General features: G+C 65.8%; 14 protein-coding genes. 11 read left to right on the forward strand and 3 right to left on the reverse strand.

Annotated features, from left to right (window positions below):
• The first annotated feature begins 2 nt into the window (after positions 1 to 2).
• From HQN78_RS16835 to HQN78_RS16880, 11 genes are all read left to right on the forward strand, one after another.
• A complete protein-coding gene (locus tag HQN78_RS16835) occupies positions 3 to 320 on the forward strand; it encodes a DUF1980 domain-containing protein (RefSeq protein ID WP_235085027.1) in 318 nt (105 codons plus the stop codon).
• A complete protein-coding gene (locus HQN78_RS16840; RefSeq protein WP_235085029.1) occupies positions 317 to 1,156 on the forward strand; it encodes an NAD-dependent epimerase/dehydratase family protein in 840 nt (279 codons plus the stop codon). The genes HQN78_RS16835 and HQN78_RS16840 overlap by 4 nt, the downstream gene beginning before the upstream one ends.
• Positions 1,153 to 1,521, forward strand: coding sequence for a DoxX-like family protein (locus tag HQN78_RS16845; protein ID WP_235085032.1), 369 nt, complete (start codon positions 1,153 to 1,155; stop codon positions 1,519 to 1,521). The genes HQN78_RS16840 and HQN78_RS16845 overlap by 4 nt, the downstream gene beginning before the upstream one ends.
• Positions 1,518 to 1,988: a DUF2269 domain-containing protein gene (locus HQN78_RS16850; RefSeq protein WP_107797765.1), complete on the forward strand. Its 471-nt coding sequence runs from the start codon at positions 1,518 to 1,520 to the stop codon at positions 1,986 to 1,988. Before HQN78_RS16845 ends, HQN78_RS16850 begins: the two co-directional genes overlap by 4 nt.
• A 70-nt stretch (positions 1,989 to 2,058) precedes the next feature.
• A complete protein-coding gene (locus HQN78_RS16855; protein WP_235085035.1) occupies positions 2,059 to 4,149 on the forward strand; it encodes an acyltransferase family protein in 2,091 nt (696 codons plus the stop codon).
• Positions 4,150 to 4,270: 121 nt separating this feature from the next.
• Complete coding sequence (locus HQN78_RS16860; RefSeq protein WP_235085037.1) at positions 4,271 to 6,427, forward strand: UvrD-helicase domain-containing protein; 2,157 nt, start codon at positions 4,271 to 4,273, stop codon at positions 6,425 to 6,427.
• A gap of 85 nt (positions 6,428 to 6,512) precedes the next feature.
• Positions 6,513 to 8,228 (forward strand): tetratricopeptide repeat-containing response regulator, encoded by a 1,716-nt coding sequence (locus HQN78_RS16865; RefSeq protein WP_235085040.1) that lies wholly within the window; start codon positions 6,513 to 6,515, stop codon positions 8,226 to 8,228.
• Positions 8,216 to 8,956, forward strand: coding sequence for a LytTR family DNA-binding domain-containing protein (locus HQN78_RS16870; protein WP_227106391.1), 741 nt, complete (start codon positions 8,216 to 8,218; stop codon positions 8,954 to 8,956). Before HQN78_RS16865 ends, HQN78_RS16870 begins: the two co-directional genes overlap by 13 nt.
• 227 nt (positions 8,957 to 9,183) lie before the next feature.
• Complete coding sequence (locus HQN78_RS16875) at positions 9,184 to 10,884, forward strand: hydrogenase maturation protein (RefSeq protein ID WP_235085042.1); 1,701 nt, start codon at positions 9,184 to 9,186, stop codon at positions 10,882 to 10,884.
• 279 nt (positions 10,885 to 11,163) lie between these two features.
• Complete coding sequence (locus HQN78_RS25900; protein WP_370646563.1) at positions 11,164 to 11,691, forward strand: hypothetical protein; 528 nt, start codon at positions 11,164 to 11,166, stop codon at positions 11,689 to 11,691.
• Positions 11,637 to 12,620, forward strand: coding sequence for a diguanylate cyclase domain-containing protein (locus HQN78_RS16880; protein ID WP_370646564.1), 984 nt, complete (start codon positions 11,637 to 11,639; stop codon positions 12,618 to 12,620). Before HQN78_RS25900 ends, HQN78_RS16880 begins: the two co-directional genes overlap by 55 nt.
• Positions 12,621 to 12,647: 27 nt before the next feature.
• On the opposite strand, the gene HQN78_RS16885 is transcribed toward HQN78_RS16880, so the two are convergent.
• The 3 genes from HQN78_RS16885 to alc all read right to left on the reverse strand — a co-directional run bounded on the left by HQN78_RS16885 (position 12,648) and on the right by alc (position 15,700).
• Positions 12,648 to 14,003, reverse strand: a complete 1,356-nt coding sequence (locus HQN78_RS16885; RefSeq protein ID WP_107797758.1) for a nucleobase:cation symporter-2 family protein — start codon at positions 14,001 to 14,003, stop codon at positions 12,648 to 12,650.
• Between the two features lie 110 nt (positions 14,004 to 14,113).
• The gene (locus tag HQN78_RS16890; protein ID WP_107797757.1) at positions 14,114 to 14,617 is read right to left on the reverse strand and encodes an ureidoglycolate lyase; all 504 of its coding nucleotides are present in this window, start codon (positions 14,615 to 14,617) and stop codon (positions 14,114 to 14,116) included.
• Between the two features lie 42 nt (positions 14,618 to 14,659).
• A complete protein-coding gene (alc, locus tag HQN78_RS16895) occupies positions 14,660 to 15,700 on the reverse strand; it encodes an allantoicase (RefSeq protein ID WP_235085047.1) in 1,041 nt (346 codons plus the stop codon).
• Positions 15,701 to 15,703 lie beyond the last annotated feature (3 nt).

The raw sequence follows: 15,703 nt of genomic DNA on the forward strand, positions 1-15,703 counted from the left end.
TTGTGCTGGTGGCTGCTGGCCGGCCCTTGCGGCAAGTGACCCAGGCCCTGTGCGAGCACGGCGCAGGCGGCCCGTTCTGGCAGCGCGCCTTCTTGATCCTGATCCTGGCCGGACCGCTGCTGGCCGTGCTGCTGTTCGCGCCGGACGCCCCTTCCGCCTCTCTATGGCTGGACATCCGCGCCATCCTGATGTGGGCGCTGCTGGGCGTGGTGGCCCAGTTGCTGGTGCTGCTGCGCCTGGTCTGGCGGCAGGTGGCGCCGCGCCCCGTCGCACGGCAGGCCCAGCCCTTGCCCGCCGCGCCTCAGGAGACCGCGCAATGAAGATACTGCTCTTGGGCGGCGGCGGCTTCATCGGACGGCCGCTGCGCCAGCGGCTGGAACGGGACGGGCACCAAGTCAGCGCGCCCTCGCGCCGGCAACTGGACCTGAGCCAGCCGCGCGCCGACTGGCGTCAATGGCTGGAAGGCGTCGACACGGTGGTCAACGCCGCCGGCCAGTTGCTGGACCGCCCAGCCGGCGTGCTGGAAGCCGTTCATCACTTGGGACCGCTGCAGTTGGCCAGCATGGCCTATCAAGCCGATGTGCGCCGCTGGGTGCAACTGTCGGCGCTGGGCGCGGACCCGCAGGCCGCCACCCCGTTCCTGGCCGGCAAGGGCCGCGGCGACGCCGCCCTGCTGGCCAGCGGCCTGGAAGCCCGCATCGCGCGGCCCTCGCTGATCTACGGCCCGCAAGGCGCCAGCAGCCGGCTATTGCTGCAACTGGCGCGGCTGCCCCTGTGGCTGCTGCCCGACGGCGGCAATCAGCGCATCCAGCCGCTGGCGCTGGACGACGCGGTGGAGGGGCTGGCGCGGCTGGCCTTGGCCGACGACGCGCCGGAAGGCGTCGTCGAGTTCGTCGGCGCCAAGGCGCTGACCCTGGCCGACTACCTGCGCCAGCTGCGTCGATTGCAAGGACTGAACGCCCCGGCCTACATCCTCAACCTGCCGCCCCAGGCCAGCCGGACACTGGCGGCTTTGGCCGAACGCTGGCCGTCCAGCCTGATCAGCCGCGACACCCTGGAGATGCTGAACCACGGCAGCTGCGGCGACCCGTCCACCCTCGGCGCGCTGCTGCAACGCGCGCCGCTGGCCAGCGGCCAATTCCGGGAAGCGCCATGACGCCCTCCACGCGCAACATCGAATACGCGCTGGCGGCGCTGTGGCTGTGGAGCGGCCTGCAGCCGCCGCTCAGCGCCTGGGACGCCTCCGTCGCCATGCTGCAGCGGCTGCCCTTGCCCGCCGACTGGACCGCGCCGCTCTTCCTCGCCGCCTGCGGCCTGGACCTCGTCTTCGGCCTGCTGACGCTGGGACGCCCCTGCCGCGCCTTGTGGCGAGCCCAGGCCGCCGTCGTCGCCGGCTACAGCCTGACGCTGGCGCTCTGGCTGCCGGAGAACTGGCTGCATCCGTTCGCCCCCTTAGTGAAAAACCTGCCCATTCTGGCCATGCTGCTGTGGCTGGGCGCCCGCCGGGAGACTTCCGCATGAACGCCTATCTCGTGGTCAAAACCCTGCACATCCTGTCCGCCACCCTGATGGTGGGCACCGGCTTCGGCTCCGCCTTCTACCTGTTCTTCGCCAACCGCGGCCGCCAGACCGCGGCCCAGGCCGAAGTGGCGCGGCTGGTGGTGCGCGCCGACTGGTGGTTCACCACGCCGGCGGTGATCTTCCAACCGCTGTCCGGCCTGTGGCTGGCGCGGCAGGCCGGCTGGCCGCTCTCCAGCGACTGGCTGCTCGCCTCCATCGGCCTGTTCCTGTTCGCCGGCCTGTGCTGGCTGCCGGTGCTGCGGCTGCAAACCCGCATGGCGGCGATGGCGCACGCCGCCGTCGCCGCCGGCCAGCCGCTGCCCGTGCGCTACTGGCGCTACGCCCGCTATTGGGAATGCCTGGGCTATCCGGCCTTCCTGGCCATGCTTACGACATACTTTCTAATGGTGATAAAACCGGGAGCTTGAGTAGGAATAAGGATAGAATGTTTGGTTTTTTATTATTCAAGCCAGAATCATGGCTTGAGCCTTCCGCACTATGTCGCTCACTCCCCACTCCTGTATCGACGCCAAAGCTTATCGGCCGGACATCGACGGCCTGCGCGCGCTGGCCGTGCTCAGCGTGGTCGCTTTCCACATCGGCCTGCCCGGATTCGGCGGCGGCTTTGTCGGCGTAGATATATTCTTCGTCATTTCCGGCTTCCTGATCAGCGGCCTGCTGCGGCAGGAATTGCTTGCGCAAGGCCGCATCGACTTCAAGGCTTTCTACGCTCGCCGCATCCGCAGGCTTGCGCCCGCGCTGGCGCTGGTGCTGGCCGTCAGCCTGGCGCTGGCCTACTTCGTGATGCTGCCGGACGACCAGATCAAGCTGGGACGGGAAGTCCGCGCGGTCGCCACGCTGTCCGCCAACCATCACTTTCTCAAGCACGCTTTTGATTATTTCGACTCCGACGCCGACCTCAAAGTCTTGCTGCACACTTGGTCGCTGGCGGTGGAGGAGCAATATTATCTGGTCTGGCCCTTGCTGCTATGGGGCGTCTTCCGCCTGAGCAAGGGGGATCGCCATGTCACCGACCTGCGCATGCGTCTGGCCCTGGGCACGGTCTTGCTCGGATCGCTGGGCTTGAGCTTATGGCTAAGCTATCGCGATACGCCGCAAGCCTTTTACCTGATGCCCGCCCGCGCCTGGGAATTCGCCGCCGGCGCCCTGCTGGCCTTGCTGCCGCCCCCGCGCGGAGGCCGGCGCCTGGCCTTGCCCATCGCCGCGCTGGGCCTGGCGCTGCTGCTGGCGTCCATCGCGCTGCTGAATGAACGCATGGTCTTTCCCGGCGTCATCGTGTTGCTGCCGGTCATCGGCAGCGTGCTGTTCATTCTGGCCGGCATGCTGGACCCGTCCAATCCGATAAGCCGCTGCATCGGCTCCCGTCCCTGGACCAGCATCGGCCTTCTGTCCTACGGCTTTTATCTGTGGCACTGGCCCTTGCTGGCGCTGGGCCGCTATTGGGGCCTGGGCGAACGCGATCTGACACGCGACCTGTTCTTGGGCGGCGTCCTGGCACTGGCGCTGGCCTGGCTGAGTTACCGCTATGTGGAACAACCGCTGCGCCGGGGACAATGGCGGAAGCTGCGCGATACCCGATCCACGCTGCGAACCGGCCTCGGCATCACCCTCGGCCTATGGCTGCTGGGCACGGTCGCCATGTATTTGCCCAAGCACTTTCCTTGGCCGGGACAGCAAAGCATTCTGCAGGCCAAGCGCGACGCTTTCCATTTTGTCGGCGATTGCGGCATGCCGGCCGCCGGCGTCCCCTTGTCCCCGCGCGCCCAATGCCTGATCGGCGCGCCCAGCGCGCCGCTTAAACTGCTGGCCTGGGGCGACTCCCACACCGACCATCTGATGCCGCTGTACGACGCGCTGGCCAAGGAGCGCGGCATCGCCATCCTGCGCCGGGTCTACCACGGTTGCCCGCCGCTGGCCGACGCCATGCCGGTGGGCGAAGGCAAGAAACGCAGTTGGTGCCCCAGCTTCGCGCGGGCCGTGCGCGCGGAATTGCCGCAGCTGGCGGCCCAAGGCGTCACCGGCGTGCTGCTCAACGCGCGCTGGAACAGCTATACCGCCCAAGATCTGCCGGGCAGACCGGCCATGACCGGTCTGGTGGCCGCCGGTCTCGAAGGCGTCCCCAGCGTATCCGGCGGCATGAAGGCCGGCGTCGCTCCGCTGGACCGCGCCTCCTCGCTTCAGGTCCTGGAGCAATCGCTGGACCGCAGCGCGCAAGACATGGCCGGCCTGGGACTGAAAATCGTCCTGGTGCTGCCGGAGGCGGAGATGAGCAAGTCGCCGCCGGAATGCGTGGCCCGCTTGGGCGCGGCGGCCTGCAACGCGCCGCGCGCGGACGTTGAGCGCCATCGCCTGCAGATTGTCCAGCTGCTGCAACGCGTCGCCGCCCGTCACCCCAACATCCGCTTGTGGGACCCCCTGGATCAGTTCTGCGACGCCAAGACCTGCTTCGCCAGCCGCGACGGCAAAGTGCGCTACCAGGACAAGGACCATATCACCGCCAGCATGGCGCTGACCTTGACGGATAGTTTCCGCCCCAGCTTCGACTGGGCGAGAAGCGCCGAACGCTGAACCCGCCCTCCTCGAAATGGCAGCCTCCCGGCTGCCATTTTCGCTTTTACCCACACAATGCCGACGATGCCGACGCCTGGTGTAAAATGGCGTTTTGCCTGAACCAGATAGACACCTCGCCATGACAGATCTCCTCGCCGGCCTCAATCCAGAACAACTGCGCGCCGTCACCTGGCCCGACAAGAGCGCGCTGGTGCTGGCCGGCGCGGGCAGCGGCAAGACCCGGGTGCTGACCACCCGCATCGCCTGGCTGTTGTCCACCGGACAAACCAGTCCCAGCGGCGTTCTGGCGGTAACCTTCACCAACAAGGCCGCGCGCGAGATGCAGACCCGGCTGGCGACCATGGTGCCGGTCAACGTGCGCACCATGTGGATAGGCACTTTCCACGGCCTGTGCAACCGCTTCCTGCGCTCCCACTACCGCGACGCCGGCCTGCCGCAGACCTTCCAGATTCTGGACTCCGCCGACCAACAGGCGGCGATCAAACGCCTGCTGAAAAGCCTGGAACTGTCAGACGAGAAATTCCCGCCGCGCGCGGTGCAAAGCTTCATCAACGGCAGCAAGGAAGCCGGCCTGCGCGCCGACAAGCTGCCGCCGGCGCTCAATCCCTACGAAGCCAAGCTGGTGGAGCTGTACGCCGCCTACGACGCCCAATGCCGCCGCGAAGGCGTGGTGGACTTCGCCGAACTGCTGTTGCGCAGCTACGAACTGCTGAGCGCCAACCAGGCGCTGCGCCAACATTATTGCAGCCGCTTCCGCCACATCCTGGTGGACGAGTTCCAGGACACCAACCGCCTGCAGTACGCCTGGCTCAAGCTCTTGGCCGGCGACGGCGGCTCCCTGTTCGCCGTCGGCGACGACGACCAGAGCATCTACGCCTTCCGCGGCGCGGAAGTGGGCAATATGCGCTCCCTGCTCAACGACTTCTCGGTCAGCGAACCGGTGCGGTTGGAACAGAACTATCGTTCGATGGGCAATATCCTCAATGCCGCCAACGCGCTGATCGAGCAGAACGACGGCCGACTGGGCAAGAATCTGTGGACCGACGCCGGCGAGGGCGAAAAGATCCGCCTGTTCGAAGCCTACTCCGACGGCGAGGAAGCCGAGTTCATCAGCGACGAGGTGCGCAGCCTCAAGCGGGACGGCTTCAATCTGTCCGACATGGCCATTCTCTACCGTTCCAACGCCCAGTCGCGCTTGCTGGAACACGTGCTGGTCAACGCCCAGATTCCCTACCGCATTTACGGCGGCCTGCGCTTCTTCGAACGCCAGGAAGTCAAACACGCGCTGGCTTATCTGCGCCTGATCGCCAACCCGGAAGACGACAACGCGCTGCTGCGCGTGATCAATGTGCCGGCGCGCGGCATCGGCGCGCGCACGGTGGAAGGCCTGCAAGCGGTCAGCCGCGAGCAGGGCGTCACCCTGTGGCAGGCCGCCTGCGCCTCCGGCGGCGGCCGCACCGCGGCCAAACTGGGCGAGTTCGTGCTGCTGGTGGAACGCATGCGCGAACGGGGCCGCGAGCTGCCGCTGGCCGAAGCCGTCAGCCTGGCCATAGACGACTCCGGCCTGCGCGCGATGTACGAGCAAGACAAGAAAGAAGGCGAAGAGCGGCTGGCCAACCTGGACGAATTGATCAACGCCGCCGCCGGCTTCATGCCGGACGAGCCGGCGCAAGCGCTGACCGAATTCCTCAGCGCCGCCAGCCTGGAAGCCGGCGAACACCAGGCCGAAGCCGGCAGCGACGCGCTGCAACTGATGACGGTGCACGCCGCCAAGGGTCTGGAATTCGACGCCGTCTTCGTCTCCGGCCTGGAAGAAGGCCTGTTCCCGCATGAAAACAGCATGAACGACGGCAAGGGCCTGCAAGAAGAACGCCGGCTGATGTACGTGGCCATCACCCGCGCGCGTCAGCGCCTCTATCTGTCCAACGCGCAAAGCCGCATGCTGCACGGCCAGAGCCGCTACCCCATCCGCTCGCGCTTCGTCGACGAAATCCCGGCGGAACTCACCCACGACCTATCTGCTAAAGTGAAAGCGACGGCCAAGACAAATGCATCGACAAATGCATCCTGGCGCGCGGTTCCGAAGGTGGGCCGCGTGGCCGCCGACAACAGCCAGGGCTTCCGCATCGGCCAATCGGTGGAACACGCCAAGTTCGGCAGCGGCGTGGTGATCAACGCCGAAGGCGGCGGCGAGGATGTGCGCCTGCAAATCAACTTCGCCGAGCACGGCGTGAAGTGGCTGGATCTGCGCTACGCCAAGCTGAGCGCCGGCTAAGCCTCTCGCCGCGGCGGCGGCCGCTTGAGCGATTTTTGTAAGTCGCACTGATGACAGTTTGCGGAGAATCGTCAAAGATAGCGAGATGAGCACAGCCAACACCAACTCAACCACCTTCCAGAGCGTCGCCGCCGCCGGCAAGACCGGCGCCGCGCCGCGGAAAAGCTACGACGATCCGTACAGCAAGCGTCTGTTCCTGATCATAGACAGCCTGCCGGAAATGCAGCGCGCGCTGGCGATGACCCTTTCCTCCTTCGGCGCCGACAAGGTGGAGTACGCCAGCAAGGCCGGCGACGCGCTGGCCAAGATGGGCAAGTACGAGTTCGACGTGGTGCTGTGCGACTACGATCTGGGCAACGGCTACGACGGCCTCTACCTGTTCGAAGAGGTCAAGGAACGCAATCTGATCAAGCAGTCCTGCGTGTTCATGATCGTCACCGGCGAGCGCCGCTCCCAGCGCGTGATCTCCGCCGCGGAACTGGGGCCGGACGACTACCTGCTCAAACCCTTCACCGGCGAAGTGCTGCGCGAGCGGCTGGAAAAGGCGATGCGCCGCCGCGAAGCCTTCCGTCTGGTGGACGAGGCCATCATGCGCCACGAATACCTGAGCGCCATCGAAGTCTGCACGCGCCTGATCGGCGAGCGAGGCGAATTCACGCTGGACTTCATGAAGCTCAAGGGCTCGCTGGCGCTGAAGATAGGCGACTTCGACAGCGCGCGTTCCCTGTACATGGACGTGCTGCGCATCAAGCCGGTGCCCTGGGCCAAGATGGGTCTGGCCAAATCGCTGACCGGGCTGAAAGCCTACGACGAGGCGCGGCTGCTGTTCGAAGAGGTGCTCACCGACAACGACCGGGTGATGGAAGCCTACGACTGGCTGGCCAAGCTCTACCGCAGCAACCACAATCTGGACGAAGCCCAGGCCACCTTGAAACAGGCCACCGACATCTCGCCGGTGGTGTTCCGCCGCCAGCAGCAGCTGGCGGAAGTGGCCCTGCTCAATAATCAGCTGGAAGTGGCGGAAGGCGCCTGCCAGACCACGCTGGACATCGCCAAATACACCTGGCACCGCAGCCCCACCCACTACGCCGCGCTGGCGCGGGTGCAACTGGCGCGCGGCGACACCGCCAACGTCGGCCGCACCCTGTCCAATCTGCGCCGCGACTACCGCTACAACGAAGAAGGCGAATGGATGGCCGGCGTGGTGGACAGCCAGCTGCAAAACAAAAAGGGCAACCGCGACAAGGCGCGTCAGTTGTTTAGCGACGCCGAGACCAAATTCCGCCAGCTGGCGCCCAAACTCAGCAGCGACGCGCAGATGGAGTTCGCCCGCGCCTGCTACGCCCAGGGCCACAAGGACGCCGGCAACAGCGTGATGCGCGATCTGGTGCGCAATCATCACGACGACGAGGAACTGCTGGCACGCTTCGGCGACATGTTCGAAGAAGTGGGCCTGGGCGAGGACGGCCGCCAGCTGATCGCCGACAATGTGCAATCGGTGCTGGAACTCAACAACCAGGCGGTGCGCGAAGCCCAGGCCGGGCAATTCGACTCCGCCATCGAGCGCTTCGTCAAAGCCCACGAGGAAATGCCGCAAAACATCCAGGTCATGCTCAACCTGATCAACGCCACCATGGCCTACGTCCACCGCCAGGGCTGGCACGAAAGCCATATGCGCCGCGCCCACGACATGCTGAGCAAGGTGCGCGACCTCGCCCCCACCAACAACAAGTTCCAGAAAATCCTGCAAGCCTGGCGCATGCTGGTGGAAAAGCTGGGCAAGCCGCAATGGGTGCTGTAAGCCCCTGGCAAGATTGGCGCGCGCTGGTGGTGGACGACGAACCGCTGGCCTGCGAGCGCCTGCGCCAACTGCTGCGCGAGCAAGGCCTGCAACATGTTTACTGCCTGACCGACAGCCGCCAGGCCATGAGCTGGCTGGCGCAAAACCCGGCCGACATCGTGCTGGCCGACATCTCCATGCCCGGCGTTTCCGGCCTGGAACTGGCTCAGCAACTGCGACGCCAGCCGCTGGCGCCGCAGCTGATCTTCACCACCGCCCATGAACAGTACGCGGTCAGCGCCTTCGAACTGGAGGCCATAGACTACCTGCTCAAGCCGGTGCGGCGCGAACGCCTGCGTCAGGCGCTGGAGCGCGCCGCCCGCCAGCGCGGCGATGCGCCGCAGCCGGAGGCCAGCTTCACCGTGCGCCAGCGCGACCGCCTGCTGCCCATCCCCTTCTCCCAGGCCCGCTACCTCAAGGCCGAACTCAAATACGTCACCCTGGTGACCCCGGACGCGGAATACCTGCTGGACGAAACCCTGATCGCGCTGGAACAGCGGCTGGGCGACGCCGCCGTGCGCATCCACCGCAATTGCTTGGTGATGCGCCACGCGCTGCGCGAGCTGTTCCGCGCCAGCGCGGACGGCGAGGAACAATGGCAGGTGCGCCTGGCCGATATCGGCCAGCCTCTGCCGGTCAGCCGGCGGCAGCTGGCCGGCATCAAGCAATGCCTGCACCAGCAGGACTAGGCGCTCCCTTCCCTCCCGCGCGTCGCCGTCATATATACAGATCACAAAACCAAAGCATCTGTAATCATTGATGGCAGAAAGCTGCGTTCTGATTTTCAATCGCATCAAGCTTGACTTTAGTCATTTGTCATTATCAGAACTAAAACTATCATCCTCGCCCATGCGCACGGTTCGCGCGGCAGCGTCCCGCCGCCGGCCATACATTCATTTTTGGGCAAGGAGCGGTCATGCGGCCATTGAAAATCATCTTGTTGTCGTCGGCGTTCAACGGACTCACCCAGCGCGCCTGGCTGGAATTGCGCCAGTCCGGCCACCAAGTCAGCGTGCAGCTGTTCACCAATGAACAGGAAGTCAGCGCCAACATCCAGCAATCCGGCGCCGATCTCGTCATCTGCCCCTTCCTCAAGGACCGGGTGCCGGAAACCCTGTGGCGCGACGCCAGCCGGCCGGTGGTCATCATCCACCCCGGCATCATCGGCGACCGCGGCGCCTCGGCGCTGGACTGGGCCATCACGCTGCGGGAAAAACGCTGGGGCGTCACCGCGCTGCAGGCGGTGGAGGAAATGGACGCCGGCCCGATCTGGTCCAGCTGCGAATTCGACATGCCGCCGGACGTGCGCAAATCCGAGCTCTACAACGGCCCGGTCAGCGACGCCGCCCTGTATTGCATCCGCGACGTGGTGGAGAAGTTCGGCACCGGCTTCAAGCCCGCGCCGTTGGACTACGGCCAAGCGCATGTGCGCGGCCGGCTGCAAGCCAATATGCGGCAAAGCGACCGCGCCTTCCTGTGGCAACAGCCCGCCGCCGAGATCAAGCGCCGCATCGACGCCGCCGACGGTCAGCCCGGCGTGCTGACGCAACTGGCCGGCGGCGACTACTACGTCTACGACGCCCATCTGGACTACCGCGCCGGCCAGCCTGGCCAACTGCTGGCGGTGCACGACGACGCCGTGCTGGTGGGCGCCGGCGAGCACAGCCTGTGGCTGGGCGCGCTGCGCCGCAAGCCGGAGGCCGGCGAAGAAACCTTCAAACGCCCGGCGCGCCATGTGCTGGCCGGCTTGCTGGACGACGTGCCGCGGCTGGACTGGAGCCTCGCCACCCATCCTCACTGCGAAGAAAGCTATCAGCCCATCCGCTACCGCGAATACGGCCGCGTCGGCGAGCTGACCTTCGAGTTCTACAACGGCGCGATGAGCACCGAGCAATGCCGGCGGCTGAGCGAGGCCCTGCGCTGGGCCAAGGCCCAGGACACCAGCGTGCTGCTGGTGCGCGGCGGCCGCGGCAGCTTCAGCAACGGCGTCCACCTCAACGTGATCCAGGCCGCGCCGGAACCGGGGCTGGAAGCCTGGGCCAATATCCAGGCCATAGACGACGTCTGCCAGGAAATGCTGACTGCGCGGCAGCTGGTGGTGTCCGGCCTGAGCGGCAACGCCGGCGCCGGCGGCGTGATGCTGGCCCTGGCCGCCGATCTGGTGTTCGCCCGCGGCGGCGTGGTGCTCAACCCGCACTACAAGACCATGGGCCTGTACGGCTCGGAATACTGGACCTACAGCCTGCCGCGCGCGGTGGGCGAGGAACAGGCCCGGCAACTGACCGAAGCCTGCCTGCCGCTGAGCGCGCGCGAAGCCTGGCGTCTGGGCATGGTCCACGACATCGGCCCGCACGACCCGCACGACTTCGGCGTCTGGCTGCGGCAGGCCGCCGGACTGGCGCTGAGCGACGACCGCTTCCGCCCGCAGCGCGCGCGCAAGGCCGAGCTGGATCTGGAGCGCATGGAGCGCTGCCGCCAGACCGAGCTGCTGGAGATGCGCCAGGACATGGTGGAAAACCGCGGCCAGTTCCTGGAAAAATGCCGCAACTTCGTGCTCAAGCGCAAAGCCTGCGGCACGCCGCAACGCCTGATCGCCGACTGGGCGCAGGCGCGCTGAGCAACGCCGAGACGGCGCTTTAAAACAGCCTTCAAAGAGCAAAGCCCCGTCTCTTCAACGCCCAAACGGCCCGCCCTGGCGGGCCGTTTGATTTCAATCTCATCCCGAAAAACCACAGTATTGTTTTACGTACAACTACTTAAAACCCGCTTTTTCATCAGTCAAAGCTAAAAAATAGCCGCTCCTTCTTATAAAATCTGTCATCCCCTCTTTCCCCCTTCCTACGGTTGCTACATGCGGACACGGCTGGTTTATGCAGGATGCATCGCGATATGGCTGGTGCTGAGTGCGCTAGTGGCCCTGTCGGTCGCCAGTCACGCGCTGCTGGGCGCGGAGCAGCAATTCAACCGCGACGCCCTGCTGCTGTCCGAACAGCTCAATCAAAAACTGCAAAGCCATGAAACCGTGCTGGACAGCTACGCCACCTTCAGCACGCTGGACCGCAGCTGGAGCCTGCCGTCCGAGAAAAGGCTGGCCCGGCAACTGCTGCGCCGTTATCCACAGATCCAGTGGCTGGGGCATATCGAACGCATCAGTCCCGGCCAATTGCCGATGTTCAGACAACGCTTGAAGCAGCTGTACGGCCAAGCGCTGCCCCTGCCCCCGCCAGCGGCGACGGCTGGGAAGGCCGCTTCGGCCTGTTCCCGCTCGCCTTCATCGAACCCATGCCCCAGCCCGGCCTGCTGGCCGCGGACCTGGGCCGGCTGCAAGCCGCGCGCCAAGCCCTTCAGAACGCGCTGGAAAGCGGACGGATGGAAATCTCCAGTCAGATCAAGTTGCCCGGCCTGCCGGCCGGCTATCTGCTGATCCGCGCCATGGACGATATGCTGAGCAAACCGCTGGCCGCCCCGCTGGCGCCGGCCCACTTCGCCGCCATGGCGATACGCGCCGACAGCCTGCTGCCCAGCCCGCTGGCGCTGCGCGAGGGCGTGGAAGTGCGCCTGTTCCACCGCAACGACCCGCCGCCCGGCCCGCCCACCCTGCTGCGCGACGCGGCACGCGCCAGCGCCCTGGAAACCCTGCTCTTCCCCCGGCTGGAAGCCCGCCATCCGCTGGGCGGCGCCAGCCAGCCGCTCTTGCTCACCATCAGCCAGCAACTGGGCTGGCGGCAGATAGGCGCGTTTGAATGGGGCATGCTGCTATTCCTGTCGCTGGCCTTGCTGGCCGGCTTGCTGCTGGTATCGCACCACTATCTGCAACTGGCGCACGGACGTCGCCAGCGTGAAAACCAACTGTTCTACCTGGCCAATCACGACCGTCTGACCGGCCTGGCCAACCGCAATCTGTTCTACGACCGGCTGCAACACGCCATCTCTCGGGTGGACCGCAGCGGCAAGCGGCTGGCCTTGCTGTTCCTGGATCTGGATCGCTTCAAACCGGTGAACGACACCTACGGCCACATCACCGGCGACCGCATCCTGCAACTGATCGCCGCCCGCATCAAGGAAGAATTGCGCGGCGAAGACACGGTGGCGCGGCTGGGCGGCGACGAGTTCGTGGTGCTGATGGAAGACATAGAATCCAACCGCGAGGCGGACAAAATCGTCAATCGCCTGAAACAGGTGATTCATCAACCCTACGAGGTCAACGATAACCTGATCACGGTGGGCGTCAGCATCGGCATCGCCTATTACCCGGAGGACGGCCTGTTGATCGACGAACTGCTGACGGTGGCGGACCGCAAAATGTACGGCGACAAGCGCGAGATCGCGGCGGCGGGCGCCGAGACGGCTTGATCCCAGGCCGCCGCAACCCCGCCCCCGCTAATGCGCGGCCTCCCCAAGCGCGACGCCTGACGACGCCGTCTCCCGCGGCCGCGCCAGGCCGTTGAACCAGACATTCAGCGCCACCGCGCTGACCGTGGCCAACAGGATGCCGCTGTGCAGCAGCGGCGCCAGCACCTCCGGCAGCTGCCGGAAAAAACCGGGCGATACCGTGGGAATCATGCCCAGGCCCAGGCTGATGGCCACCACCAGCAGATTATGCCGCTGCGTCTGATAGTCCACCTTGCCCAGAATCTTGATGCCGGTGGCCAGCACCATGCCGAACATCACCAGGCCGGCCCCGCCCAGCACAAAGGGCGGAATCGAGGCCACGATCAGCGACATCTTGGGCACCAGGCCAAACACCACCAGGATGCCGCCGGCCATCACGCACACCCAGCGGCTGCTGACCCCGGTGACGCCCACCAGGCCGACGTTCTGGGAAAACGAGGTATGCGGGAAGGAATTGAACAGACCGCCGATCACCGTGCCCAGCGCGTCCACCCGCAGACCGCGCACCAAGGCCGCCCTGTCCACTGGACGTTCCACGATCTCCCCCAGCGCCAGAAACATGCCCATGGACTCCACGAAGATGATCAGCATCACCACGGTCAGCGTCAGGATGGACCACAGCTCAAAGCGCGGCATGCCGAAACGGAAGGGCGCGATGGGCGCGAACCAGGCCGCCTCGCCCAGGCCGCCCAAATTGACCTTGCCCAGCAGCAAGGCCAGGACAAAGCCGAACAGCAAACCCAGCAACACCGCGATATTGCAGAAAAAGCCTTTCAGATAGCGGGTGATCAATAGGATGAACACCAGCACCGCCACTGACACCCCCAGATAAAGCGGATGGCCGTAATCCGGGTTGCCCCTGCCGCCGGCGGCCCAGTCTATGCCGACGCGGATGATGGACAGGCCGATGGAGGTGATCACCACCCCGGTGACCAGCGGCGGAAACAGGCCGATCAAGCGCCCCATCAGCGGCACCAGCAACAGGCTGAGCACCCCGGCGCCGATGGTGGCGCCGAAGATGCCGGGCAGGCCCAGCGCCGGGTTGCCGCCAATGGCCACCATCGGGCCCACGGCGGCGAAAGTCACCGCCATGATCACCGGCAGCCGGATGCCCAGGCCGCGGAAGCCCACGCACTGCAATAGCGTCACCAGCCCGCAACAGAATAAATCGGCGCTGATCAAGAACGCGATCTGCTCCTTGGGCAAGCCCAGGGAACCGCCGATGATCAGCGGCACCGCCACCGCGCCGGCGTACATCACCAACACATGCTGCAGGCCCAGGGTGAACAGCTTGCCCGCCGGCAGGGGCTGATCCACCGGGTGCACCGTCTGCTTGCCATCCATGCTCGTCTCCTTGGTAGATGCCGGGCCGCTTTTTCAAACACGCGGTCCTGGCGACTTGCGGGTATTACACAATCGACTCCTTGACAGCAAAAAGGGAAGGCGGCGCAGGCTCAGCCCGCGCCGCCCGGTTTGATCAGGCAGGGGCGCGACAAGACGGCCTCGTCGCAGTTGTCGCCGGCGCCGATGCGGTCCAGCAGAATGAAATCGCCCACCTGCTCCAGACAGGTCAGCGGGTGGTGCCAGGTGCCGCGGTGGTAATTGACGCCCTGATCCCCGCGCGCCAGGAAGGCGCGGATCCGGTCTTCGTCCGGGCGGTCGCCCATGCCTGCCGGCGCCACCACCACCACGCAGGCGGCGCCGCTGCAGGGAATGAAGGCCTGGCTGCCCAGCGGATGCCGTTCCAGCATGCGGATCTCCAACGGCAGGCCATGCGCGTCGCCGCGCGCCATGCTGATGCCGGGCTGGCCGCCGCCGGCCTCCACCAGGCCCAGCCGGTGATAGCGGCGAGTGCTGCCCTGATTGATGGGAAACCAATCGCTGCCGTCGATTTCGATCACATCGCCAAACGGGGCGAACGCCTGTTTGGTCAACGGTTCCAAGCTTAGAATCCTCATGCCTCGCTCCTCAACAGAACGCCATCGGCAAGGGCGAGCGGCTCAATCCGCCAGCCGTCCCCAAATCCGCAGCCGGCTGACCCCGCCGTCCGGGAAGATGTTCAGCCGCACATGGGTGACCGCGCCCAGATCGCGCAGCATGGTCTTATCGTAAAAATGCTGCCGATCCATCTCGGTTTTCTGCTCCGGCAACAAGTGCTCCCAAAACATGGCTTGGGTCACGATGGATTGATCGGTGCCTTGACGGACGTAAGCCGCCTGCACCGAGACCCGGTCCGGGTAATTGCCCTTGAAATGCGCGGTGTCGACTTCGATGCTGTCCACCAGCGCCGCATGTCCCAGCTCGACGATGCACCAGTCGTTGCCCGGCTCTCGGCGGCGGCGGGTTTCCCAGCCGTCGCCCATGTTCACGCCGCGCCCCGGCATGATCAGCCGGAAGGGCACGCCGAAATGGGCGTCGTTATAGGCGACGATGCGGCCGCCCTTTTCCAGCGCCGACACCTCATGCAGCACGGCCGGGTCCTGCCGCGCCCAGTCGCAGGCGGGCTGGCCGTAGACGCGGAAACGCGCCACGCCGCCGTCCGGGTAAATATTCAAACGCAGATGGGTCCAATCGCGCGCATCGTCGATGGCGATGAAATGATGAGCGCTGGCGCCCAAGGAGGTGGCCGGCAGGATTTCCACCCACTCGCTGTCTTCATCCGGATCGCCGGCCGAACGGCAGGCGTCCACCGAGGCCGCCGGCGGGTAGTTACCGCTGAAGTGGCTGGTATCGATGTCCAGTCCCTTGATCACCCCGGGCAGGCCCAGCTTGATCACCGCGTGGTCGTAGCCGCCGTTGCGGCGGCGGCGGGTTTCCCAGCCGTCCATCCATTTGCCGTGATCGTCGAACTCGCCGACGATGAACACCGGCTCGGACGCTTGCAGCATCCGTTCCGCCGCGGCGAACCACTGATCGGAACAGGCCAGGACCCTCGCGCCGAAATCCGCCGCGGCCAGATTGGCGTAACGCCGGGCGAACTCCGGCACCTCGACCGCCGGGGCGTGCAGCGCCGTTCCCGCCGGGTGATTGACAAGCGCCATCAA

Source organism: Chromobacterium sp. Beijing (assembly GCF_021496765.1).
Classification (GTDB): domain Bacteria; phylum Pseudomonadota; class Gammaproteobacteria; order Burkholderiales; family Chromobacteriaceae; genus Chromobacterium.